Source organism: Paraburkholderia sp. IMGN_8, from assembly GCF_038050405.1.
In the GTDB taxonomy this organism is placed as follows: domain Bacteria; phylum Pseudomonadota; class Gammaproteobacteria; order Burkholderiales; family Burkholderiaceae; genus Paraburkholderia.
The window spans coordinates 3,284,504-3,306,997 of the sequence record NZ_CP150900.1 but is presented as its reverse complement, the minus strand read 5'-3'; the positions used below and the strand labels follow the sequence as shown (position 1 = coordinate 3,306,997).

Sequence of the window (22,494 nt, the reverse complement as noted above, 5' to 3'; positions counted from 1 at the left end):
CTTCCTTCGGGGCGGGAGACTTCTTTCGGAGCGGAAAACTTGGGGTAGCCCAGCGTTTTCTCGTGAGACTATCGGACGATTATAAACCGACCGTTCTTATACCAAGCGGATACTCAGGGTTTTCATACTTTGGGACGTTGGAGCGCCAGGTAGCGTGGACTTCATAGCCATGCCTTGACCCAATGCACCACTAGCGGCCCGACGATCAACACCCACGTCATCACACACATGCCGAGCGCGACCATCACCGCCGCGCTGCCGAGATCCTTGGCACGCCGCGACAGTTCGTGGCGTTCGAGCGAAATCCGGTCGATGGCCGCTTCGAGGCTCGAATTCAGCAGCTCGACGATCAGCACCAGCAGCACCGAGCCGAGCAACAACACGCGCGACACGGGATCGACCGGCACCAGCACACCGCACGGAAGCAGGATCGCGGCGAGCGTCAATTCCTGGCGGAACGCGCTTTCCTCGCGGATCGCGACGCGGAAGCCGGCCAGTGAATTTTTCATCGCGTGCCACGCGCGGGTCAGGCCGCGATTGCCCTTGTACGGATTGAAAGGTAGGGGCGTGAGTGGATCGTCGGGGCTGAGCGGCTCGTGGTGGGTTTCGCTAGCGGGGCTCGTGTGGTTCACGCCGTTCGCGTGATGCACCTGATTCACATCGTTCGGTTCGCTGTGTTCGCGCACATCGTCGAACGGTTCGATGCTGGCCGCGTCGGCATCCGTGTCGATCCCGGCGCTGGTCTTCACGGCGCGCAACGCGCCGTTCGCGGTGCGCGCCATGGTAAAGGTTCTGGTTCGCATAAGCGGCTCGGCGCGTCGCGTCATGCGGCGGCGCTTTCCTCGCTGTACGAGGCACGCGGCAGCGGCTTCAGATGCGCTGCGAACTGCTCGGACGCCGCCGCCCACGAGAAGCGCTCGGCCCACGCCCGCGCATGGCTGCGCTCGATCTTCAACGCTCCGAGGCAGGCTTCGCGCAAGTCTTCATGCATGGCGCCTGCGCCGCCGTCGCCCAGCACGTCGATCGGACCGGTCACCGGATATGCCGCGACTGGCGTGCCGCAGGCCAGCGCTTCGAGAAGCACTAGACCGAAGGTATCGGTGCGGCTCGGGAACACGAACACGTCGGCGGCCGCGTAGACCTTGGCCAGCTCGGCTTGCGTCAACACGCCGAGGTAGTTCGCCTGCGGATAGCGCGACTTCAGTTCGGCGAGTGCCGGGCCTTCGCCCGCGACCCATTTCGAGCCGGGCAGATCGAGCTTGAGAAACGCCTCGACGTTTTTCTCGACCGCCACACGTCCCACGTACAGGAAGATCGGCCGCGCGGTGTTGAGCACCTTCGAGTCCATCTGGTGAAAGATGTCGAGATCGACGCCGCGCGTCCACAGCACGACATTGGTGAAGCCGAATTTTTCGAGGTCAGCCTTGACCACCGGTGTGGGCGCCATCACCGCCAGCGACGGCTTGTGGAACCAGTGCAGAAACTTGTAAGTCGCGGCGAGCGGAATGCCGAAGCGCGCCTGCACGTATTCGGGAAAGCGCGTGTGATAGGCGGTCGTGAACGGCAGCTTGTGCTGGATCGCATAGGAGCGCGCGGCCATGCCGAGCGGGCCTTCGGTGGCGATGTGCAGCGCGTCGGGCGCGAACGCGTCGATACGCTCGCGCAGCTTGCGGCGCGGCAGCAGCGACAGGCGAATCTCAGGATAGGTCGGGCACGGAATCGTCTTGAATTCGAGCGGCGTCAGCAGATCGACATGGTGGCCGAGCGCGGTCAGCTCGCGCGTGGTGTTTTTCAGCGTGCGCACGACGCCGTTGACCTGCGGTTCCCATGCATCGGTGACGATCATGATCTTCATCGGTTTGGCCCAATGGAAGTTAAGAGGGACTACGCGGTCGCCCGGGCCTTTTGCACACCGACTTCCGGGGCGCGCATCACGGTCCAGTAGATCACCTTGAGTTCGCCTTCATACGTCTCGACGAGTGCCGACAGGCTTTCGACCCAGTCGCCGTCGTTGCAATACAGCACGCCGTCGATTTCGCGGATCTCGGCTTTGTGGATGTGGCCGCAGACCACGCCGTCGCAGCCGCGGCGGCGCGCTTCGTCGGTCATCACGCGCTCGAACGACGAAATGAAATTCACCGCGTTCTTCACCTGATGCTTCAGGTATTGCGACAGCGACCAATACGGAAAGCCGAGCCGGCTGCGGATCCGGTTGAACCAGCGGTTCAGGATCAGGATCATTGTGTAGAGCGTGTCGCCGAGATAGGCGAGCCACTTGGCGTGCTGGATCACGCCATCGAACAGATCGCCGTGGACGATCCACAAGCGCTTGCCGGCGAGCGTCGTGTGGAACGCTTCGCCGCGCACGTGGATATCGCCGAACGCGAGGTCGCAGAACTGACGCGCGGCTTCGTCGTGATTACCGGGCACGTAGACGACCTGGGTGCCTTTGCGCGCTTTGCGCAGAATCTTCTGCACCACGTCGTTGTGCGCCTGCGGCCAGTACCAGCCTTTCTTCAGCTGCCAGCCGTCGATGATGTCGCCCACGAGATACAGATATTCCGACTCGTTGTGCCGCAGGAAGTCGAGCAGATAGGGCGCTTGGCAGCCGCTCGATCCCAGGTGGATGTCGGACAGCCAGATGGTGCGGTAGCGGTGCGATTCGGTGTGTTCTTCGTCGTGATGGCCGGCGTGCGCGTCGTGTGGCAACGACGGCGCAGGCAACGGCCGTCCGTGGCTATGGTTGGGTTCCGGGTGGAACGCGACGGGGTCGACGCTCGGGCCGGTCTGGCGGAACATGGAAGTCGCGGACGTTTTGGGGTCCATGGCTCACGCGTCGAGTTGCGGTGCCCGTATTGCGCCAGTTGCGCGTGACCGTGCCGTGACAGTCACAAGAAGTTCTTATTACTGCGTGGGAGTTGGAAAAGGCGGCAGCGTGAATTGCCGGGAAATCCGTTGGGTCAGCGCGTGACGCCGATCACGCGTGTACCGGCGAGCCGGTCGTGCAGGAATTGGCGCTGCGGGTCGACGCGGCCGGTAGCGGCCCACAGCACGAACCAGATAGCGGCGATGACGAGCGTCTGCGGCACGGCGAGACCCAGTAGCGGATGCAACGCGAGCGGCGGCAAAAGCCACAGCCAGGCCAGCACATAGCGGACGATCGCGCGGCCGGTGGAGAGCGGCGCACCGTCAGCGGCGACGACGCGCAGGCGCCAGGTTTTCATCGGCAGGGTCTGCCCGCCGTGGGTCCAGAACCAGACGAAGTACAGCCCGACCACCAGGCCGATCCATGCCGCGAGAATGTTGTGATGGGTCAGGCCGTTGCGCTGCTGCGTCAACGTGCTGAACAGATAACCGGCGATAAACACGACGCCGAACAGGATCACGGCTTCGTAAAGCAGCGCGGCGAGGCGCCGGCGCACGGTGGGGACGGTGCCGGAGGCGTCGGCGGGTAGCGCGAAGGTCGTGAGCGGCTGGGGCACGGGGGCTGGGGGCTGTGAACGGGGCCGGGCTCCAATCAGGAGCCGTTGAAGATCGACGGCGCCTCGGAGGGCGAGACCGGTACCGGCGTGGCGGGCACGAAGCTTCCCGCGGCGGGAATGGCGGGCATGTCCGGGCTCGGCAACGACGCGCCAGCCGCGGCGCTCACCGCTGCGGCGCTGCTCGCGCCATGCTCACGCGCATTGACCAAACGATCGAGCCCCTTGATTTCGGTCCTGCCCGACGGCGGCGCGCTGACTACGCTGGGCCGCCGTTTGCGCTCGCTGGCGGCGAGCCGCTCCTTCTGTTCTTCGGGCAGTTGCTGGTAGGCCTTCCACGCGTTCTGGCGTGTCTCGCGCGGCAATTCCTTCGACACCTGGTAGTTTTCGCGTGCGACGCGCCGCTGATCGGGCGTCATGCGCACCCATTCAGCCATCCGGTCATGCAGGCGTTTTTGCGCATCGGGTGATAACTTCGAGTAACGCGACGCTATCTTGATCCATTTGCGCTTGCGTTCGTCGCTGAAGGAGTCCCATTGGCTGGCGAACGGCGCCAGCGCCACGCGCTCGGCGGTAGTCAGACGCGCCCATGCCAACGGACTGTTGCTGCCAGGCAGGCTGGGCAAATCGACAGCGAGGGTCGGGGCAGGCGCTTTGGCGGTCGCTCCGCCAGCGGCAGGCGCGGCGGCGGTCGACGGGCTCGGATAAAAGCGCGGATACGTTGCGGCGAACGACACCAGGGCCGCAATCGCACATCCGAAAACAACGGCCAAGCCGCGCTTGTAACTCACCCGAGGAATCTCCCGCTCAGCGCGCGCGCGATAGGTACGCGTTGAAGCCGTGGTCGAGATACGCATTGAGCGGCAAATCGTCGCTCAGCATTGCGGCATCGATATCGGCGAGTTCGGCGGTGTGCTGCTGGTCTTCCCAGTAGGCGATGCCCACAAGGCTGACGACCAGCGCCACGAGCGGCCAGGCGAGCGCAAAGCGGCGCAGCGGCGAACGGCGGCGCTGCGGGGCTTCGAGTTGTGGCATACCGGCCGGCATGCCGGCACCGGCGAATGCGGGCACGAACACCGGCGCGCTCACTGTTTCGGGCTTCTTGCGGGCAAGCGCCGCGCGGCGCGCCGCAGCGAGTCGATCGACTGTTGCGGACGGAATGCTGGCGGCGTTTTCGTCGAGCGCGCGGCGTACCTGCCGGGCGAACTCGAGTTCTTTAGTTTCGAGGGAGCTCATAGCGTGATTCCTTTAGCCTTGAGCGCTTGCGCCAGCGTGTGGGTGGCCCGCGAGCAGTGCGTTTTCACACTGCCTTCGGAGCAGCCCATCGCGGCGGCAGTCTCGGCGACATCCATATCTTCCCAATAACGCATGAGAAACGCCTCCCGTTGACGTGCCGGTAATTTTTGGATCTCGTCGTCGATTAACTGTAAGACCTGTTCGCGTTCGAGCTTCTGCTCGTTGCTCTCGGAGCCCGCCGAGCCTTGCTGGGCCTCGAATGTTTCGAGCGGGTCGAATTCGTCGTCATCGGGGTTGCCGAGCGACGAAAACAGACTAACCCAAGTATTGCGCACTTTCTGCCGACGAAAATAGTCGTGCATCGCATTCTGGAGAATACGCTGAAACAATAGCGGCAGTTCGGCGGCCGGACGGTCGCCATATTTTTCGGCGAGCTTGATCATCGCGTCCTGCACGATATCCAGCGAGGCGTCGTCGTCCCGCACGGCGTAGACCGTCTGCTTGAATGCGCGCCTTTCGACGCCCGCCAGAAAATCGGCGAGTTCCTTGTCTGATGCCATCCGTTTGGGGGTCGGCGCAGCGAGCGTGCGCGTAATCGGTCGAAAAATGTCGTAAAACTCGCGGATGCTAACAAACTTTTGCGCCGCTGGGGCGAAACGTGACCTACCTTGCATCTCTATAACAAACTTTCGCTCAATAAAGAGATACGGGGGCAGGGCGCCAGGGCAATATTTGCTTGACCGCGCGGCCTTCTGCAGATATCGTCGCTGGTTCGCAACATAAGTGACTTGTCTCAATTGAGGTGTGGCCCAAGAAGCTCACCTGTCAACTGGACGCGCCGCTTGAACCCGAGCCACAAGCCCGGCAGAGAGCACCCGATCAATTTTTTGCCGAAAATTCGAAAGGTGAATTATGAATATGCCCAGCGCGGAATTCTCCACGTCGGATACGACTTCCCCTCCTGAAGCTGACTCTATCGGCGCCACCGTGCTCATGAAGGCACTGGCCGACGAAGACGTCGAGTTTGTGTGGGGCTATCCCGGCGGCTCGGTACTTTACATTTACGACGAGCTGTACAAGCAGGACAAATTCCAGCACGTCCTCGTGCGCCACGAGCAGGCCGCAGTCCACGCCGCCGACGCCTATGCGCGTTCCACCGGCAAAGTCGGTGTATGCCTCGTGACCTCCGGCCCCGGCGTCACCAATGCGGTGACCGGCATTGCCACCGCCTACATGGATTCGATCCCGATGGTGGTGATCAGCGGCCAGGTGCCTACCGCCGCGATCGGCCAGGATGCGTTCCAGGAGTGCGATACGGTCGGCATCACGCGCCCTTGCGTGAAGCACAACTTCCTCGTGAAGGACGTGCGCGACCTCGCCGCTACCGTCAAGAAAGCTTTCTATATCGCCCGTACCGGCCGTCCCGGCCCGGTGCTGATCGACATTCCGAAAGACGTGTCGAAGGCGCCTTGCCAGTACGAACCGCTCAAGACGGTAACGCTCCGCTCGTACAACCCGGTCACGAAAGGTCACTCCGGCCAGATCCGCAAGGCGGTTGCCTTGCTGCTGTCGGCCAGGCGCCCGTACATCTACACCGGCGGCGGCATCATCCTCGCGGATGCATCGCGTGAGCTGAACCAGTTCGCCGATCTGCTCGGCTACCCGGTCACCAACACGTTGATGGGTCTGGGCGGCTACCGCGCGAGCGACAAGAAATTCCTCGGCATGCTCGGCATGCACGGCACGTACGAAGCCAACATGGCGATGCAGCACTGCGACGTGCTGATCGCCATCGGCGCGCGTTTCGACGACCGTGTGATCGGCGACCCGGCGCACTTCGCGTCGCAGCCGCGCAAGATCATCCATATCGACATCGATCCTTCTTCCATCTCCAAGCGCGTCAAGGTCGACATTCCGATCGTCGGCGACGTGAAGGAAGTGCTCAAGGAGCTGATCGAGCAGTTGCAAACGGCCGAACATGGCCCCGACACCGCGGCGCTTGCCGACTGGTGGAAGGACATCGAAGCCTGGCGCGCGAAAGACTGCCTGAAGTTCGATCGCAAGAGCGACATCATCAAGCCGCAATACGTGGTGGAAAAGGCGTGGGAACTGACCGATGGCAATGCCTTCGTCTGTTCCGACGTCGGCCAGCACCAGATGTGGGCCGCGCAGTTCTATCGCTTCAACAAGCCGCGCCGCTGGATCAATTCCGGTGGTCTCGGCACGATGGGCTTCGGCCTGCCGGCGGCGATGGGCGTGAAGATGGCGCACCCGGACGACGACGTGCTCTGTATTACGGGCGAAGGCTCGATCCAGATGTGCATTCAGGAACTGTCGACCTGCAAGCAGTACGAGACGCCGATCAAGATCATTTCGCTGAATAACCGCTATCTGGGCATGGTGCGCCAGTGGCAGCAGATCGAATACAGCAAGCGCTATTCGCATTCGTACATGGATGCGCTGCCGGATTTCGTGAAGCTTGCTGAAGCGTACGGCCATGTCGGCATGCGTATCGAACGCACGGCGGACGTCGAGCCGGCGCTCAAAGAAGCGCTGCGCCTGAAAGATCGCACGGTGTTTCTCGACTTCCAGACCGATCCGACCGAAAACGTCTGGCCGATGGTTCAGGCCGGCAAGGGCATCACCGAGATGCTCATGGGTTCGGAAGATCTATAACGACGGTTTCTAGCGTTGGCTTCGTCATGCGCGCCTCCACAAAGGGCGAAAGCGGACGAAGCGGCGCGAAGCCGCTCGCATACATCGACAAAACATCTGGAAGAAGCGAAACATGAGACACATTATTTCCGTCCTGCTGGAAAACGAACCGGGCGCGTTGTCACGCGTGGTTGGTCTCTTCTCGGCACGCGGCTACAACATTGAAACCTTGACGGTGGCTCCGACCGAAGACCGTTCGCTGTCGCGCATGACCATCGTCTCCATTGGCTCGGACGACGTGATCGAACAGATCACGAAGCATCTGAACCGCCTGATCGAGGTGGTGAAAGTGGTCGACCTTACCGAGGGCGCCCACATCGAGCGCGAGCTGATGTTGATCAAGGTGAGGGCGGTCGGCAAGGAACGTGAGGAGATGAAGCGGATGTCGGATATTTTCCGCGGCCGCATCATCGACGTCACCGAAAAGACCTATACGATCGAACTGACGGGCGCGAGCGACAAGCTCGATGCCTTCATCGAAGGGCTCGACGCCACCGCGATTCTCGAAACGGTCCGCACGGGCAGCTCGGGGATCGGCCGCGGCGAGCGCATTCTGAAGGTTTGACGCGCGAGCTGAGTTGCGGTAACGAACCGTCGCGATCGAAGCCGGGCAGTGCCTTCAAGAAGCCCGGCCAAGCAACACAACATTCGCAGTATTTGAATTTCACTGACTTTACCGAATTTAGCCAAGGAACCGACATGAAAGTTTTCTACGACAAGGACGCCGACCTCTCCCTCATCAAGGGCAAGCAAGTCACCATCATCGGCTATGGCTCGCAAGGCCATGCGCACGCACTGAACCTGAGCGAAAGCGGCGTGAAGGTGACGGTCGGTCTGCGCAAGGGCGGCGCATCGTGGAGCAAGGCTGAGAACGCCGGCCTGCAAGTCAAGGAAGTGGCCGACGCCGTCAAGGGCGCGGACGTCGTCATGATGCTGCTGCCGGACGAGCAGATCGCCGAAGTCTATGCAAAGGAAGTGCACGCCAACATCAAGCAAGGCGCTGCGCTCGCATTCGCGCACGGCTTCAACGTGCACTACGGTCAAGTGATCCCGCGTGCGGATCTGGACGTCATCATGATCGCGCCGAAGGCGCCGGGCCACACGGTTCGCGGTACGTACTCGCAAGGTGGCGGCGTGCCCCACCTGATCGCTGTTGCGCAAGACAAGTCGGGCGCAGCACGTGACATCGCTCTGTCGTACGCGGCAGCGAACGGCGGCGGCCGTGCCGGCATCATCGAAACCAACTTCCGCGAAGAAACCGAAACCGACCTGTTCGGCGAACAAGCCGTGCTGTGCGGCGGTACGGTCGACCTGATCAAGGCCGGCTTCGAAACGCTGGTGGAAGCTGGCTACGCGCCGGAAATGGCGTATTTCGAGTGCCTGCACGAACTGAAGCTGATCGTCGACCTGATCTACGAAGGCGGCATCGCGAACATGAACTACTCGATCTCGAACAACGCCGAATACGGCGAGTACGTGACGGGTCCGCGCATCGTGACGGCTGAAACGAAGAAGGCGATGAAGGCTGTGCTGACCGACATTCAGACCGGCGAGTACGCAAAGAGCTTCATCATCGAAAACAAGGCCGGTGCACCGACGCTGCAATCGCGCCGCCGTCTGACGGCCGAGCACCAGATCGAAACGGTTGGTGCAAAGCTGCGTTCGATGATGCCGTGGATCGCTGCGAACAAGCTGGTCGATCAGTCGAAGAACTAAGCTAGTCTTTGCTCTTGACCGGCGCGGCGCACTGTCGCATGCGCCGGACATGTCGAAAAGCCGTCCAAGGGTGCTGAACCCTGGGCGGCTTTTGCTATCCTACGGTTTTACAAAAATACAGAAGCCATCCATGAATTACCCTCATCCGATCATCGCGCGAGAAGGCTGGCCGTTCATCGCCATCGCGGCCGTCGTAGCATTGCTGGTCCATGCCTTCGCGGGGTTCGGCTTTGCATGGCTGTTCTGGCTGATCCTGATCTTCGTCGTGCAGTTCTTCCGCGATCCGGCACGCCCGATTCCTACCCAGGCGAATGCCGTGCTGTGCCCGGCCGACGGCCGCATCGTCGCAGTCGAAACAGCGCATGATCCGTATGCCAACCGTGAAGCGCTGAAAATCAGCGTGTTCATGAACGTCTTCAACGTCCACTCGCAACGCTCGCCGGTGGATGGTGCGATCTCGAAGGTCGAATATTTTCCGGGCGCCTATCTGAATGCCGCGGTGGACAAGGCTTCGCTCGAAAACGAGCGCAACGCGCTGGTGATCGAAATGGCTAGCGGTCAGACGGTGACGTCGGTGCAGATCGCCGGTCTGATCGCGCGGCGAATTCTTTGCTACGTTCGAGCGGGTGAGCCGCTCACGCGTGGTCAACGTTATGGATTCATCCGTTTTGGCTCGCGCGTCGACGTGTATCTGCCGGTTGGCAGCCGTCCGCGTGTGTCGATCGGCGAGAAGGTTTCCGCGTCGTCCACGATCCTTGCTGAACTATAAAGCGGCACAAAGGAGGATTTCCGATGGCCGCATTCAAACCGCGTCGACCCCGCAACAATGGACCGCTGCCGCGTCCGTTCCGCCGCAACAAGCCGATCGTGGCGGAGTCGCCGGCAGTCGATAGCCGGCGTGCGCAGCGTCAGCAGTTCCTGAGAAGGCGCGGCATTTATCTGCTGCCGAACGCGTTCACCACCGCTGCACTCTTCTGCGGCTTCTTCGCCGTGGTGCAGGCGATGAACGTGCGCTTCGAGGTCGCGGCGATCGCGATCTTCGTGGCGATGGTGCTCGACGGGATGGACGGCCGCGTCGCCCGCATGACGCATACGCAGAGCGCATTCGGCGAACAGTTCGACAGCCTGTCGGACATGGTGTCGTTCGGCGTGGCCCCGGCGCTGGTGATGTACGAGTGGATCCTGAAGGATCTCGGCCGCTGGGGCTGGCTTGCAGCGTTTGTCTACTGTTCGGGGGCGGCGTTGCGTCTTGCGCGCTTCAATACGAACATCGGCGTGGTCGATAAGCGCTTCTTCCAAGGCATGCCGAGTCCGGCCGCGGCGGCACTGATCGCCGGTTTTGTGTGGCTCGCGACCGACAACCGCGTGCCGCTCAAGCTGGTGTGGCTGCCTTGGGTGGCTTTCGTGCTGACCATCTACGCCGGTGTGACGATGGTGTCGAACGCGCCGTTCTACAGCGGCAAGGCGCTCGATGTGCGGCATCGCGTGCCGTTCGGCGTGATTCTGCTGGTGGTGGTCGCCTTCGTGCTGGTGTCGTCCGATCCGCCGCTGATGCTGTTCGGTCTGTTCGTGCTGTACGGTCTGTCGGGCTATGCGTTCTGGGCTTATCAGGCGGTGCGGGGCAGGGCGAATCCGGCTCGTTCGGTGCAACGCGACAGGTAAGCCTGGCAAGTAAGCGCGGCAGCACATTCGCATGTCGGCAAGATGAAAAAGCGGCGGCCTTCGGGCTGCCGTTTCTCGTTGTTCAGGCCGTGTTTCAAGCCGCTCAGGGGCAGGTGTGACGCCAATTGCACGATCGCGGGAATGCCGCTATAGTCATCGGATGACTGCGTTCCCGCTTCTCGACACGTTTCAACACGAGCCTCACCAGGCCGGCGCGTCGCTAAGCGTGCCAGCGCTAGCGCGCCTACCGCGCTGATCGCTTATCGTTTTCTGCCCTCCGTCTGCCTCGTCTGTGGTTGAGCGTCGCCAGCGGTGGCGCAAACACCCGAATTCCAATATCCGATCCCCACAATTGACCGACTCCTCAGGAGACCCGACATGGCCGACAAACTGATCATATTCGACACGACCTTGCGTGACGGCGAACAATCGCCCGGTGCGTCGATGACGAAAGAAGAAAAAATCCGCATTGCGAAGCAATTGGAACGGATGAAGGTGGATGTGATCGAAGCGGGCTTCGCAGCCAGCTCGAACGGCGATTTCGATTCGATCCACACGATCGCGGGGCTGATCAAGGACAGCACGATCTGTTCGCTCGCCCGCGCCAACGACAAAGACATCCAGCGCGCCGCTGATGCGCTCAAGCCCGCCGATCGTTTCCGCATCCACACATTTATCGCAACGTCGCCGCTACACATGGAAAAGAAGCTGCGCATGACGCCGGACCAGGTGTTCGAGCAGGCGAAGCTGGCGGTGCGTTTCGCGCGCAAGTTCACTGACGACATCGAGTTTTCGCCGGAAGACGGCAGCCGCTCGGATATGGATTTCCTGTGCCGCGTGCTCGAAGCGGTGATCGCCGAAGGCGCGACCACCATCAATATCGCGGACACGGTCGGCTACGGCGTGCCGGAACTGTACGGCCAGCTCGTGAAGACGCTGCGCGAGCGCATTCCGAACTCGCATAAGGCGGTGTTCTCCGTGCATTGCCATAACGACCTCGGCATGGCGGTTGCAAACTCGCTGGCCGGCGTGAAGATTGGCGGCGCGCGTCAGGTCGAGTGCACGATCAACGGTTTGGGCGAACGCGCGGGCAATACGTCGCTTGAAGAAATCGTGATGGCGGTGAAGACTCGCAAGGATTACTTCGGCCTCGATATCGGTCTCGATACGACGCAGATCGTGCCGGCTTCGAAGCTGGTGTCGCAAATCACCGGTTTCGTCGTGCAGCCGAACAAGGCGGTGGTCGGTGCGAACGCGTTTGCGCATGCGTCGGGCATCCATCAGGACGGCGTGCTGAAAGCGCGCGACACCTACGAAATCATGCGCGCCGAAGACGTGGGCTGGAGCGCGAACAAGATCGTGCTCGGCAAGTTGTCGGGCCGCAATGCGTTCAAGCAGCGTCTGCAGGAACTCGGTATCGCGCTCGATAGCGAAGGCGAGCTGAACACCGCGTTCGCGCGCTTCAAGGAACTCGCCGACCGCAAGTCGGAAATCTTCGACGAAGACATCATCGCGATCGTGACTGAGGAATCGGCCGAGGCGCAGGAAAAGGAGCACTACAAGTTCCTGTCGCTGTCGCAGCATTCGGAAACCGGCGAGCAGCCGCACGCGAAAATCGTGTTCTCGGTCGAAGGCAAGGAAGTGACCGGCGAAGCGCGCGGCAACGGTCCGGTCGACGCCACGCTCAATGCGATCGAAACGGAAGTCGGCAGCGGTTCGGAATTGCTGCTGTATTCGGTGAACGCGATTACCACCGGCACGCAGGCACAGGGCGAAGTGACCGTGCGGCTGTCGAAGAGCGGGCGCATCGTCAACGGCGTAGGCACCGATCCGGATATCGTCGCGGCTTCCGCGAAGGCCTATATCTCGGCGCTCAACAAGCTGTATTCGAACGTGGATAAGTTGAATCCGCAGCGTTCGGAATGACGAGGAAGCAGGGCGCTGATTGCGTTCCTGATTCGATGAGGTAATGCGAAGCCCTGTGCCGTGAAAAGCGCAGGGCTTCGTTGTTTGCGGCGCATGTTTTATGCGTCGCGTGCGTTACGGCTACTCCGCAGCAGTCCGCCGCATCGACCAGCCGCGCGCCGCGCGCGCCCGCGCCTGGACCTGATGCCGCACTTCAACGGCGATCTCGCGCCGTGGCGCTTCGGCGACAAACGCGTCGAGCAGCTCACGCACATCGTGATCGACGAAATCGGCACGCGTCGCGTCGACGATCAACGTCGCGCCATCGGGAATCTGTTGCAGATAGTGCTTCAGCGGCACCTTGCCGAGAAACGACACATCTTTGCGAAACGACAGCAGATAGTGATCGCCGTGTTGCGCGAGCACGATCGGGCTGCGCAGGTTCGCATACAACGCGATCAACACGCTGCACAGAACGCCGAGCACGATGCCGATCAGCAGATCGGTGGCCAGGACACCGACCAGCGTGACAATGAACGGCGCAAACGGCGCGAAGCCCTGCCTGGCTACAGCGACGAACAACGACGGTTTGGCCAGCTTGAAGCCGGTGAAGATCAGGATCGCGGCGAGGCAGGCAAGCGGAATCAGGTTGATGACGCTGGTGAGCGCGAACACGCTGACGAGCAGCAAAACGCCGTGGATGATCGCCGACAGCCGGCTCTGCGCGCCCGCATGCACGTTGGCGGAACTGCGCACGATGACCGAGGTGATCGGCAGGCCGCCGATCGCGCCGGCGATCAGATTGCCGATGCCTTGCGCCTTCAACTCGCGATCCGGCGGCGCGGCGCGCCGTTGTGGATCGATCTGCTCGACCGCTTCGAGACTGAGCAGCGTTTCGAGACTCGCGACGATCGCCAGTGTGATGGCTACCCGCCAGACGTCAGGGTTCACGAGTTGCGTGAAGTGCGGCCCGAAGTCGGCCCATTCCAACGCGACGCTCAACGCGGCGAACGATTCGACGAGCGGCAGCGCGACGCGATGTTCGGCGGGCGGCGCGAGCGACGGCGCCAGCAGGCCGAGCAGCAGGGTCGCGCCGATGCCAAACAAAACCACCGCGAGCGGCGCAGGTATGAGACGCACCAGCGCGAAGCGGCGCAGCGCGCGGGTTTCCCAGCCAGCCAGAAGGGCAAGCGACAGCAGCGTGATCGCGCAGGCGGCGAGCGATATCGAGCCGAACGGCGTCGCGACCGTGCCGGCCGCATGGGCGGCGACTTGTGACACTGGCGACGCATGCGGCCCGAACAGCCCGAGAGCAAGCGGGAATTGCTTGACGATCAGCAGCACGCCAATTGCCGCCAGCATGCCCTTGATCACCGGCGACGGCACATAGGCGGCGAACCGGCCGGCCTTCAGCATGCCGAAGCCGAACTGGATGACGCCCGACAGCAATACGGCCAGCAGAAACGCGGCAAAGCTGCCGAGCTGCGCGATCCCGTCGACGACGATCACGACCAGACCCGCGGCGGGGCCGCTCACGCTCAGCCGCGAACCGCTCAGCACGGCAACCACCAATCCGCCGACGATGCCGGACACCAGCCCGGCAAACGGCTCGACGCCCGATGCGTTGGCGATGCCCAGACACAGCGGTAGCGCCACGAGAAAAACGACCGTGCCCGCAAACAGATCGCGCTGGAACGTGGAGAAGAGAGCTCGAAGATTCATGGTGTCGGTGCAGTGAATTGAGGAGCCTTGCCTTGCCTGCGGCGAAGGCGAAACCGGGGCGGGTTCGGTCCGGGTGCTCTGTGCTACGCGGCGCTAAGGGCGCTCGCCGTGCGGGCCATCGCGTCATCGGCTTCGTAGCCGGATGTGAGCACCTTGATGCGCCCGTCGTCGAGCGCGAAGATCCAGCCGTGCACGAGCGGCGCCGGCGCGCCTTCCTGCACGATCGGACTCGCCCGCAACTGCCGCACCTGTTCGAGCACATTCAGTTCGGCAAGGCGATCGACGCGGGCACGCTCGCAAACGTGCCCTTCAAGTTCGTCGCGATGGGTTTGCGCCAACCTGCATAAAGGTGCGATCCGGCGATTCACATGCGGCAGCCGCGGTTCCGGCGGCAGCAGTGCCGCGCGCACGCCGCCGCAGCCATAGTGGCCGCAGACGATCACATGACCGACCTTCAAAACCCGCACGGCGTATTCGAGAACGCTTGCCGAGTTGTCGTCGTCCGGATGAAAGAGGTTGGCGATATTGCGGTGAACGAACAGATCGCCCGGCTCGCAATGCGTGATGGTTTCGGCGGGCACGCGGCTGTCCGAGCAGCCGATCCATAGCACATGCGGATTTTGGCCCCGCACCAGATCGCGAAAAAAATCGGGGTTTCGCGCGGCGGTTTCTTGCGCCCATGCGACGTTGGCGACCAGCAGGCGTTTGGGACGGTTCATCGATAGCGGCTCCGGAAGTGGGGCAGATTCGGCGGGAAACTCGCTCCTGAGTCCTGGTGACGTGGAAAGCGAACGTCAGCGCCGAATTTTATTATTACGAAAGCCTTTCTATCAAAAAATAAATCAATGGGTGTGAAATAAAATTCAAATGTATGCGCAATAAATGAATAAAAAAGCCGCCCAGGAAGGCGGCTTGGTTGATTAATGCGTATTGAATCCGGGCGTGCGCTCAGAACAGGTTGCGGCGATCCGGATCGTGCAACGGGTCGGGCGTTTTCTGTGTGAGCCGCAGAACGCCCTGGTCGTCGAAATAGAAGCTGTACATCATGTACCAGACGTTGTCTTCCAGATAGCGGTACGTCCAGACCTCGCGCTTCATCAGCGGGAAGTACGAGGTTTCGACCGGGCGGCCGAAATTCACCAGCACGTCGCTGCGGGTCCATTTGCCGATTTCGGCCCGATAGAACTCGTTGGGTTGGAGCACCTGACGCACGTTGACGATCTTGCCTGACGCGTCGATGTCGGCGGCAGTGGTGGTTTCGCCCATCGGCTGGGTCGGCCACATCAGCCGCTTGCCGCCGTTAGCCAGATCGTAGCTTTCGCGTGGCGCGCCGAGCCGCGCGACGATGGTCGATTCGTCCGCGCCTTGCTGATATTGCTGCCATGGCTGCACGCAGCCGGCTAGCGTCAACGCGCTCAGGCAGACGAGCGCCACACGGAGCAGGCGCCCAGTGGCCGGTGCCTCGATCGTGGCCGCCGTGGATAGATGGCGGTTGAACATGAATTCCTCCGATGGCATTTGAATAGCGGTTTTTATCATCGAGCCGCATTATTTTGACACGCGCTGCGGCAAAAGATTTGCGCTTCGTGCAAGGTTGAGCCGGAATCTGGGTAACGGGTTCGCCGGCTTGCTTATTCCGTCCTGAACGTCCTATGATCCGCGCTTCGAACGATTCAGGCGGGGCAGGCGATGGTGGCGAAGTGGCAGCGGGCGGCGGCAGCAGCTCTGGCGGCAGTCTCGATGATGGCGGCTCACGCCGCGGGCGAGCCGGCGGCTGATATGGCAAACAAGCCGGCAGATAAGCTGGCAGGCAAGCCCGCGGGAAAGCCGATCCAGTTGGCGCTGATCGAAGGCATGTCCGGCCCGTTCGCGAATGCCGGCGCGGCTGTGGAGCGCAATGTGCGCTTCGGCGTCGAACAGGTGAACGCGCGTGGCGGTGTCAAGCTCGCCGACGGCGCGCATCCGTTCGAGCTGGTTGTGCTGGACAGCAAAGGCAGCGCCGAAGAAGCGCTGGTGCAACTGCGCGCGGCGGCCGACCGGCATATCGGCTACGTCATGCAAGGAAATAGCTCGGCGATCGCCGCCGCGCTGATCGGCGCGATCGACAAGCAGAATAGCCGCGAGCCGGACAACCGTGAGTTGTTCCTCAACTATTCCGCCGACGATCCCGCGCTGACCAACGCCAATTGCAGCTTCTGGCACTTCCGCTTCGACGCGCACGCGGGCATGCGCACGGACGCGCTGGCTAACGTGATCCAGCGCGACAAATCGGTGAAGAAGGTCTATCTGCTGAATCAGGACTACAGCTTCGGCCACGACGTCAGCAGCCTCGCGCGCTCGGCGCTGGCTACGAAGCGCCCGGATATCGCCGTCGTCGGGGACGAATTTCATCCGATCGGCCGCGTGAAGGATTTTGCGCCCTACATCGCGAAGATTCGCGCGAGCGGCGCGGATGCTGTCATCACGGGCAACTGGGGCAACGATCTGACGCTGCTCGTCAAGGCAGCGCGCGAGCAGGGCCTGGATACCAGGTTCTACACGTTCTATGGCAATAGTCTCGGCGCGCCTGCTGCGTTGGGCGATGCCGGCGTCAAGCACGTGATTGCGGTAGCCGACTGGCACCCGAACGCGGGCGGCGCGGCTTCCGACGCCTGGTACGCGTCGTTTCGCGCCCGTTTCCCGGCCGCGCAGGACGATTACCCGGTGCTGCGCATGCCGCTGATGATCGAAACCCTGGCCGCGGCGATGGGCCGCGCCGGCAGCGCTGACCCGACGGCCGTCGCGAAGGCGTTAGAAGGGATCAAGTTCGACAACGGCTTCCACGCGTCATGGATGCGCGCCGACGACCATCAACTGATCCAGCCCCTTTACGTGATGGAGATGGACAAGGCGGGTACGCCGGGCGTGCACTTCGATAACGAAGGCTCTGGCTACGGCTTTCGCACGGTGCTGGCGCTGTCGCCCGAACGTACTGCGCCGCCGACCGTCTGCCGGATGAAACGGCCGTAAAGCGCCAGCCAGACACCCATGATCCGGCCCGGCACAGCAGGGTTCGCGGCCGGTTTGGGCTGTGCTACAATACGCGTCCCGTTGTGAAACATGGCTGTAGATGGTTGTACTGCACACGGGTAACCCACGGCACGGCCTTTCTTCCGTGACCGCCTGTCTAGTTCTCAAGGAAATCGACATGTCCGCAGTTGAAACAAGCAAGAAGTCCGAAGTCGTTGCGCAATTCGCACGCGCAGCTAACGACACCGGCTCCCCCGAAGTTCAGGTCGCGCTGCTCACGACCCGCATCAACGAACTGACCGTTCACTTCAAGGCCCACACGAAGGACCACCACAGCCGCCGCGGTCTGCTGCGCATGGTGAGCCGCCGTCGTAAGCTGCTCGACTACCTGAAGGGTAAGGACGCGGATCGTTACCGCGCACTGATCGAGAAGCTGGGTCTGCGCAAGTAATCGGCCAGTCGTTCAGCAAGATGCCTGTGTCAGTTCCACTGATACAGGCATTTTGTTTTTGCACGGTGCGCTTCATGTGGTGCGCGCCGTCTGTCGTCCGCACTAGCGTGCTGATTCATGCGGCGGGCAACAGGAAAGAGCAGGAAAAAGCAGTAAAAAAGCAGTAAAAGAGAGAAACACGGCCGGGCTTCAGGGGCGGAGCTTTGTGTCATTCCAGCGGTTCGCGCGCGTAGAGCGTGGTTCTCTGGAATGGCATAACACTACTCTTCCCATGCGGCGCCGGTCCTGGCGTTGCCGCGCCGCTTCTGGTCCGCGCGGCGTAACGATGAGGAAAAGCAATGACTATGTTCAATAAGATCGTCAAAGAATTTCAGTGGGGACAACATAAGGTTCGCCTCGAAACGGGCGAAATCGCTCGTCAGGCGAGCGGCGCGGTGATCGTCGACGTCGAAGACACCGTTGTGCTGGCCACTGTGGTCGGCGCCAAGACGGCCAAGCCGGGTCAGGACTTCTTCCCGCTGACCGTCGATTACCTCGAAAAGACCTATGCCGCCGGCAAGATCCCGGGTGGCTTCTTCCGCCGCGAAGGTCGTCCGTCGGAAGGCGAAACGCTGATCTCGCGCCTGATCGACCGTCCGCTGCGTCCGCTGTTTCCGGAAGGCTTCTACAACGAAGTCCAGGTCGTGATCCACGTCCTGTCGCTGAACCCCGAAATCCCCGCTGACATTCCCGCGCTGATCGGCGCGTCGGCGGCGCTCGCCGTGTCCGGTCTGCCGTTCAACGGCCCGGTCGGCGCAGCACGCGTGGCCTACATCAATAACGAATACGTGTTGAACCCGACGCGTCCGCAAATGAAGGAATCGGCACTCGACCTGATCGTCGCCGGTACGGAACGCGCGGTGCTGATGGTGGAATCGGAAGCGCAGCAACTGACCGAAGAAGTGATGCTCGGCGCCGTGGTGTTCGGTCACGAACAAATGCAGATCGCGATCGACGCGATCCATGATCTGGTCCGTGAAGGTGGCAAGCCGGAATGGGATTGGCAGCCGGCGGCGAAGAACGAGCCGCTGATCGCGCGTGTGACGGAACTGGCGCAAGCCGATCTGCTCGCCGCTTACCAGATCCGCGACAAGCAGGCGCGTTCGGCCAAGCTGAAGGAAGTCTACGCAGCAACGTCGGCGAAGCTGGAAGAAGAAGCGTCGGCAGCGGGCACGGTTGCGGCGGACAAGGCAAGCGTCGGCAACGTGCTGTTCGACATCGAAGCGAAGATCGTCCGTACGCAGATCCTGAACGGCGAACCGCGTATCGACGGCCGCGACACGCGCACCGTCCGTCCGATCGAAATCCGTACCGGCGTGCTGCCGCGTACGCACGGTTCGGCCTTGTTCACGCGTGGCGAAACGCAGGCACTGGTTGTCGCGACGCTGGGCACCAAGGGCGACGAGCAGAACATCGACGCGCTCGAAGGCGAGTACCGCGAACGCTTCATGCTCCACTACAACATGCCTCCGTTCGCAACCGGCGAAACGGGCCGCGTCGGTTCGCCGAAGCGCCGTGAAATCGGTCACGGCCGTCTGGCCAAGCGCGCGCTGGCTGCGTGCCTGCCGAGCGCCGACGAATTCGGCTACTCGATTCGCGTCGTGTCGGAAATCACCGAATCGAACGGTTCGTCGTCGATGGCTTCGGTGTGTGGCGGCTGCCTCGCACTGATGGACGCCGGCGTGCCGATGAAAGCGCACGTCGCCGGCATCGCGATGGGCCTGATCCTCGAAGGCAACAAGTTTGCCGTGCTGACCGACATCCTCGGCGACGAAGATCACCTCGGCGACATGGACTTCAAGGTGGCGGGTACCGAGCAAGGCGTGACCGCGCTGCAGATGGACATCAAGATCCAGGGCATCACGAAGGAAATCATGCAGGTCGCCCTCGCGCAAGCGAAGGAAGGCCGTATGCACATCCTTGGCAAGATGACCTCGGCTGTGTCGGGCGCGAACACGCAATTGTCGGAGTTCGCACCGCGCATGATCACCATCAAGATCAATCCGGAAAAGATCCGCGACGTGATCGGCAAGGGTGGTTCGGTGATCCGCGCGCTGACCGAAGAGACCGGCACGACGATCGATATTTCGGACGACGGCGTCGTCACCATCGCCAGCACGAGCAGCGAAGGGATGGCCGAAGCGAAGAAGCGTATCGAGAACATCACGCTGGAAGTCGAAGTGGGTCAGGTGTACGAAGGCACCGTGCTCAAGCTGCTCGATTTCGGCGCGATCGTGAACATCCTGCCGGGCAAGGATGGTCTGCTGCACATCTCCGAAATCGCCAACGAGCGTATCAAGGACATCAACGACTACCTGAAGGATGGCCAGCAAGTGAAGGTCAAGGTCATCCAGACGGACGAAAAGGGCCGCGTGCGTTTGTCGGCCAAGGCGTTGCTGAACGAAGGTGCAAACGGCGCGCCGCAAGGCGAGCCGACGCCGCAGTAATGCGGTAGCAGGGCGACGGCCGGCAGCGCGGATGCGCGCCGGCCGTTTTTCTTGCAGGGTGCAGGGTGGATTGCGTTGCAAACAGGTACTCTGTTTGCTCATGGCGGCTCGCGGCGATTAGGGGCGATTCGCGCTGGTGTGCAACGCAATCCAAACCTTGGAGTTGACGCAGATGAAAGCGATCGAAATCACTGAATTCGGTGCGCCGGAAGTCCTGAAGCTGGCGGAGCGGCCCATGCCGCAGCCGAAGGCAGGCGAGGTGCTGATCAAGGTGGCGGCTTCCGGCATCAACCGTCCGGACGTGTTCCAGCGCAAGGGCGGCTATGCGCCGCCGCCGGGCGCATCGGATCTGCCTGGGCTGGAGGTGGCGGGCGAGATCGTCGGCGGCACGATCGACGAGAAACACAATCCGTTCGGTCTGAAAATCGGCGATCGCGTGTGCGCGTTGCTGGCGGGTGGCGGTTACGCCGAATATGCGGCCGCGCCGCTGCTGCAATGTTTGCCGGTGCCTGCCGGCTTGTCGGATGTCGAGGCCGCGTCGCTGCCGGAGACGTTCTTCACGGTGTGGAGCAATGTGTTCGACCGTGCGCAGCTCGGCGCGGGCGAAGGCGGCCCGAACGAAACGCTGCTGGTGCAGGGCGGCTCGAGCGGCATCGGCGTGACGGCGATCCAGATTGCGCATGCGCTCGGTTTTCGCGTATTCGCCACGGCGGGTTCGGAAGACAAATGCCGCGCGTGCGAAGCACTCGGCGCCGAGCGTGCGATCAACTATAAGACTGAGGATTTCGTCGAAGTCATCAAATCGCTGACCAACGATCGCGGCGTCGACGTGGTCCTCGATATGGTGGCAGGCAGCTACGTGCCGCGCGAATTGGCGGCCTTGGCGGATGGCGGCCGAATCGTGCTGATTGCGTTGCTGGGCGGCGCGAAGGCGGAACTGAACCTGAACGAAGTGCTGCGCCGCCGATTGACGGTGACCGGCTCGACGTTGCGTCCGCGGCCAATCGAATTCAAGGCGAAGATTGCCGCGCAACTGAAAGAGCGCGTGTGGCCGCATCTCGAGGATGGCCGCATCAAGCCCGTTGTGCATCGTGTGTTTCCGGCCGCACAGGCTGCCGAAGCGCATACGCTGATGGAAAGCAGCACGCACGTCGGCAAGATCGTATTGACTTGGGGTCAGGACGCTTGACACGGTCGGTTTGACCCGATCCACCCCAAGCAGTAAAATTGCGCGTTTTGCGCACGCCGCATGAATCTGAAGGCGGGCTGTCAGCGCAATCAAGGCGCTAACATGGCGCCACGCGAAGTCCGCCGCCACGACAAGACGAGACGATGTCGAAACAACGAGTCAAACTGGTAGTCGGTAACTGGAAGATGCACGGGCGCCTCGCCGACAACGCAACGCTGTTGCAGGCGGTAGCACTGGGCGTCGGTGAATTGCCGGCCGATGTGCGCGTCGGCGTCTGTGTGCCGTGTCCGTATCTCGCGCAGACGCAGTCGTTGCTGGAGGGCAGCCGGGTCGTGTGGGGCGTGCAGGACGTGTCCGCATTCACGCACGGTGCCTATACCGGCGAAGTGGCTGCGCAGATGGCTGTGGACTTCGGTGCGTCGCTGGCGATCGTCGGGCATTCGGAGCGCCGTGCCTACCATCGCGAAAGCGCGGAACTGGTGGCGGTGAAGACGCAGCGTGCGCTGGAGGCGGGTTTGACGCCGATCGTCTGCGTCGGCGAAACGCTCGAAGAGCGCGAGGCTGGTTCGACCGAGCAGGTAGTCGGCGCGCAACTGAATGAAGTGCTGGCGAAATTGTCGGCACAAGACGCGGCGCGCATCGTTGTCGCGTATGAGCCGGTCTGGGCAATCGGCACCGGTAAGAGCGCGACGTCGGAACAGGCGCAGGCAGTCCACGCGTTTCTGCGTTCGCGTCTTGCGGCAAAGGGCGCGGCTGTTGCGAATGTGCCGCTGTTGTATGGCGGCAGCGTGAAGCCGGAGAACGCGGAGGAATTGTTCCGTCAGCCGGATATCGACGGTGGTCTGATCGGCGGCGCGTCGTTGAAAGACCAGGATTTCCTGGCGATCTGCAAAGCGGCAGGCGTGACAAGCGTCGCCAGTTAAG

Annotated in this window: 21 protein-coding genes; 11 read left to right on the top strand and 10 right to left on the bottom strand. The window is 62.2% G+C overall.

Going from position 1 to position 22,494, the window contains the following annotated elements; translation table 11 throughout:
* Positions 1–161: 161 nt before the first annotated feature.
* The 7 genes from WN982_RS15160 to WN982_RS15130 form a co-directional block, all read right to left on the bottom strand.
* Positions 162–803 (bottom strand): diacylglycerol kinase, encoded by a 642-nt coding sequence (locus WN982_RS15160; protein WP_341312769.1) that lies wholly within the window; start codon positions 801–803, stop codon positions 162–164.
* Positions 804–823: 20 nt separating this feature from the next.
* Positions 824–1,855 (bottom strand): glycosyltransferase family 1 protein, encoded by a 1,032-nt coding sequence (locus WN982_RS15155; protein ID WP_341312768.1) that lies wholly within the window; start codon positions 1,853–1,855, stop codon positions 824–826.
* A 29-nt stretch (positions 1,856–1,884) separates the two neighbouring features.
* A complete protein-coding gene (locus tag WN982_RS15150; RefSeq protein WP_341312767.1) occupies positions 1,885–2,826 on the bottom strand; it encodes a UDP-2,3-diacylglucosamine diphosphatase in 942 nt (313 codons plus the stop codon).
* 134 nt (positions 2,827–2,960) lie between these two features.
* Positions 2,961–3,482: an RDD family protein gene (locus WN982_RS15145; RefSeq protein ID WP_341312766.1), complete on the bottom strand. Its 522-nt coding sequence runs from the start codon at positions 3,480–3,482 to the stop codon at positions 2,961–2,963.
* A 35-nt stretch (positions 3,483–3,517) separates the two neighbouring features.
* Positions 3,518–4,270, bottom strand: coding sequence for a DUF3106 domain-containing protein (locus WN982_RS15140; RefSeq protein WP_341312765.1), 753 nt, complete (start codon positions 4,268–4,270; stop codon positions 3,518–3,520).
* Between the two features lie 16 nt (positions 4,271–4,286).
* A complete protein-coding gene (locus WN982_RS15135) occupies positions 4,287–4,715 on the bottom strand; it encodes a DUF3619 family protein (RefSeq protein ID WP_341312764.1) in 429 nt (142 codons plus the stop codon).
* Positions 4,712–5,275, bottom strand: a complete 564-nt coding sequence (locus WN982_RS15130) for an RNA polymerase sigma factor (RefSeq protein WP_341315800.1) — start codon at positions 5,273–5,275, stop codon at positions 4,712–4,714. Before WN982_RS15130 ends, WN982_RS15135 begins: the two co-directional genes overlap by 4 nt.
* 352 nt (positions 5,276–5,627) lie before the next feature.
* Here WN982_RS15130 and WN982_RS15125 point away from each other — a divergent pair, with 352 nt between their 5' ends.
* From WN982_RS15125 to WN982_RS15100, 6 genes are all read left to right on the top strand, one after another.
* On the top strand, positions 5,628–7,391 hold the full coding sequence (locus WN982_RS15125; protein WP_341312763.1) for an acetolactate synthase 3 catalytic subunit: 1,764 nt from the start codon (positions 5,628–5,630) through the stop codon (positions 7,389–7,391).
* 112 nt (positions 7,392–7,503) lie between these two features.
* Positions 7,504–7,995 carry an acetolactate synthase small subunit gene (gene ilvN, locus WN982_RS15120; RefSeq protein ID WP_007175629.1) on the top strand — a complete coding sequence of 164 codons (492 nt, stop codon included), beginning with the start codon at positions 7,504–7,506 and terminating at the stop codon, positions 7,993–7,995.
* Between the two features lie 134 nt (positions 7,996–8,129).
* Entirely contained in the window at positions 8,130–9,146 is a 1,017-nt protein-coding gene (gene ilvC / locus WN982_RS15115) for a ketol-acid reductoisomerase (RefSeq protein ID WP_341312762.1), read from the top strand.
* Positions 9,147–9,276: 130 nt separating this feature from the next.
* Positions 9,277–9,915, top strand: coding sequence for a phosphatidylserine decarboxylase (locus WN982_RS15110; RefSeq protein ID WP_341312761.1), 639 nt, complete (start codon positions 9,277–9,279; stop codon positions 9,913–9,915).
* Between the two features lie 23 nt (positions 9,916–9,938).
* Positions 9,939–10,808, top strand: a complete 870-nt coding sequence (gene pssA, locus WN982_RS15105) for a CDP-diacylglycerol--serine O-phosphatidyltransferase (RefSeq protein ID WP_341312760.1) — start codon at positions 9,939–9,941, stop codon at positions 10,806–10,808.
* A gap of 378 nt (positions 10,809–11,186) precedes the next feature.
* Positions 11,187–12,734: a 2-isopropylmalate synthase gene (locus WN982_RS15100; protein ID WP_341312759.1), complete on the top strand. Its 1,548-nt coding sequence runs from the start codon at positions 11,187–11,189 to the stop codon at positions 12,732–12,734.
* A 120-nt stretch (positions 12,735–12,854) separates the two neighbouring features.
* Here WN982_RS15100 and WN982_RS15095 read toward each other — a convergent pair whose 3' ends face one another.
* The 3 genes from WN982_RS15095 to WN982_RS15085 all read right to left on the bottom strand — a co-directional run bounded on the left by WN982_RS15095 (position 12,855) and on the right by WN982_RS15085 (position 15,935).
* Positions 12,855–14,435, bottom strand: a complete 1,581-nt coding sequence (locus tag WN982_RS15095) for a SulP family inorganic anion transporter (protein WP_341312758.1) — start codon at positions 14,433–14,435, stop codon at positions 12,855–12,857.
* Between the two features lie 83 nt (positions 14,436–14,518).
* Positions 14,519–15,154: a carbonic anhydrase gene (locus tag WN982_RS15090; protein ID WP_341312757.1), complete on the bottom strand. Its 636-nt coding sequence runs from the start codon at positions 15,152–15,154 to the stop codon at positions 14,519–14,521.
* A 229-nt stretch (positions 15,155–15,383) separates the two neighbouring features.
* Complete coding sequence (locus WN982_RS15085) at positions 15,384–15,935, bottom strand: hypothetical protein (RefSeq protein ID WP_341312756.1); 552 nt, start codon at positions 15,933–15,935, stop codon at positions 15,384–15,386.
* Between the two features lie 189 nt (positions 15,936–16,124).
* Between WN982_RS15085 and WN982_RS15080 the strand changes: the two genes are divergently transcribed.
* From WN982_RS15080 to tpiA, 5 genes are all read left to right on the top strand, one after another.
* Positions 16,125–17,444 (top strand): branched-chain amino acid ABC transporter substrate-binding protein, encoded by a 1,320-nt coding sequence (locus tag WN982_RS15080; protein WP_341312755.1) that lies wholly within the window; start codon positions 16,125–16,127, stop codon positions 17,442–17,444.
* Between the two features lie 178 nt (positions 17,445–17,622).
* Positions 17,623–17,895, top strand: a complete 273-nt coding sequence (gene rpsO / locus WN982_RS15075; RefSeq protein ID WP_011487489.1) for a 30S ribosomal protein S15 — start codon at positions 17,623–17,625, stop codon at positions 17,893–17,895.
* Between the two features lie 338 nt (positions 17,896–18,233).
* A complete protein-coding gene (gene pnp, locus WN982_RS15070; protein WP_341312754.1) occupies positions 18,234–20,381 on the top strand; it encodes a polyribonucleotide nucleotidyltransferase in 2,148 nt (715 codons plus the stop codon).
* 172 nt (positions 20,382–20,553) lie between these two features.
* Entirely contained in the window at positions 20,554–21,570 is a 1,017-nt protein-coding gene (locus WN982_RS15065) for an NAD(P)H-quinone oxidoreductase (RefSeq protein WP_341312753.1), read from the top strand.
* Between the two features lie 143 nt (positions 21,571–21,713).
* Complete coding sequence (gene tpiA / locus WN982_RS15060) at positions 21,714–22,493, top strand: triose-phosphate isomerase (RefSeq protein ID WP_341312752.1); 780 nt, start codon at positions 21,714–21,716, stop codon at positions 22,491–22,493.
* The last annotated feature ends 1 nt before the right edge of the window (position 22,494 follow it).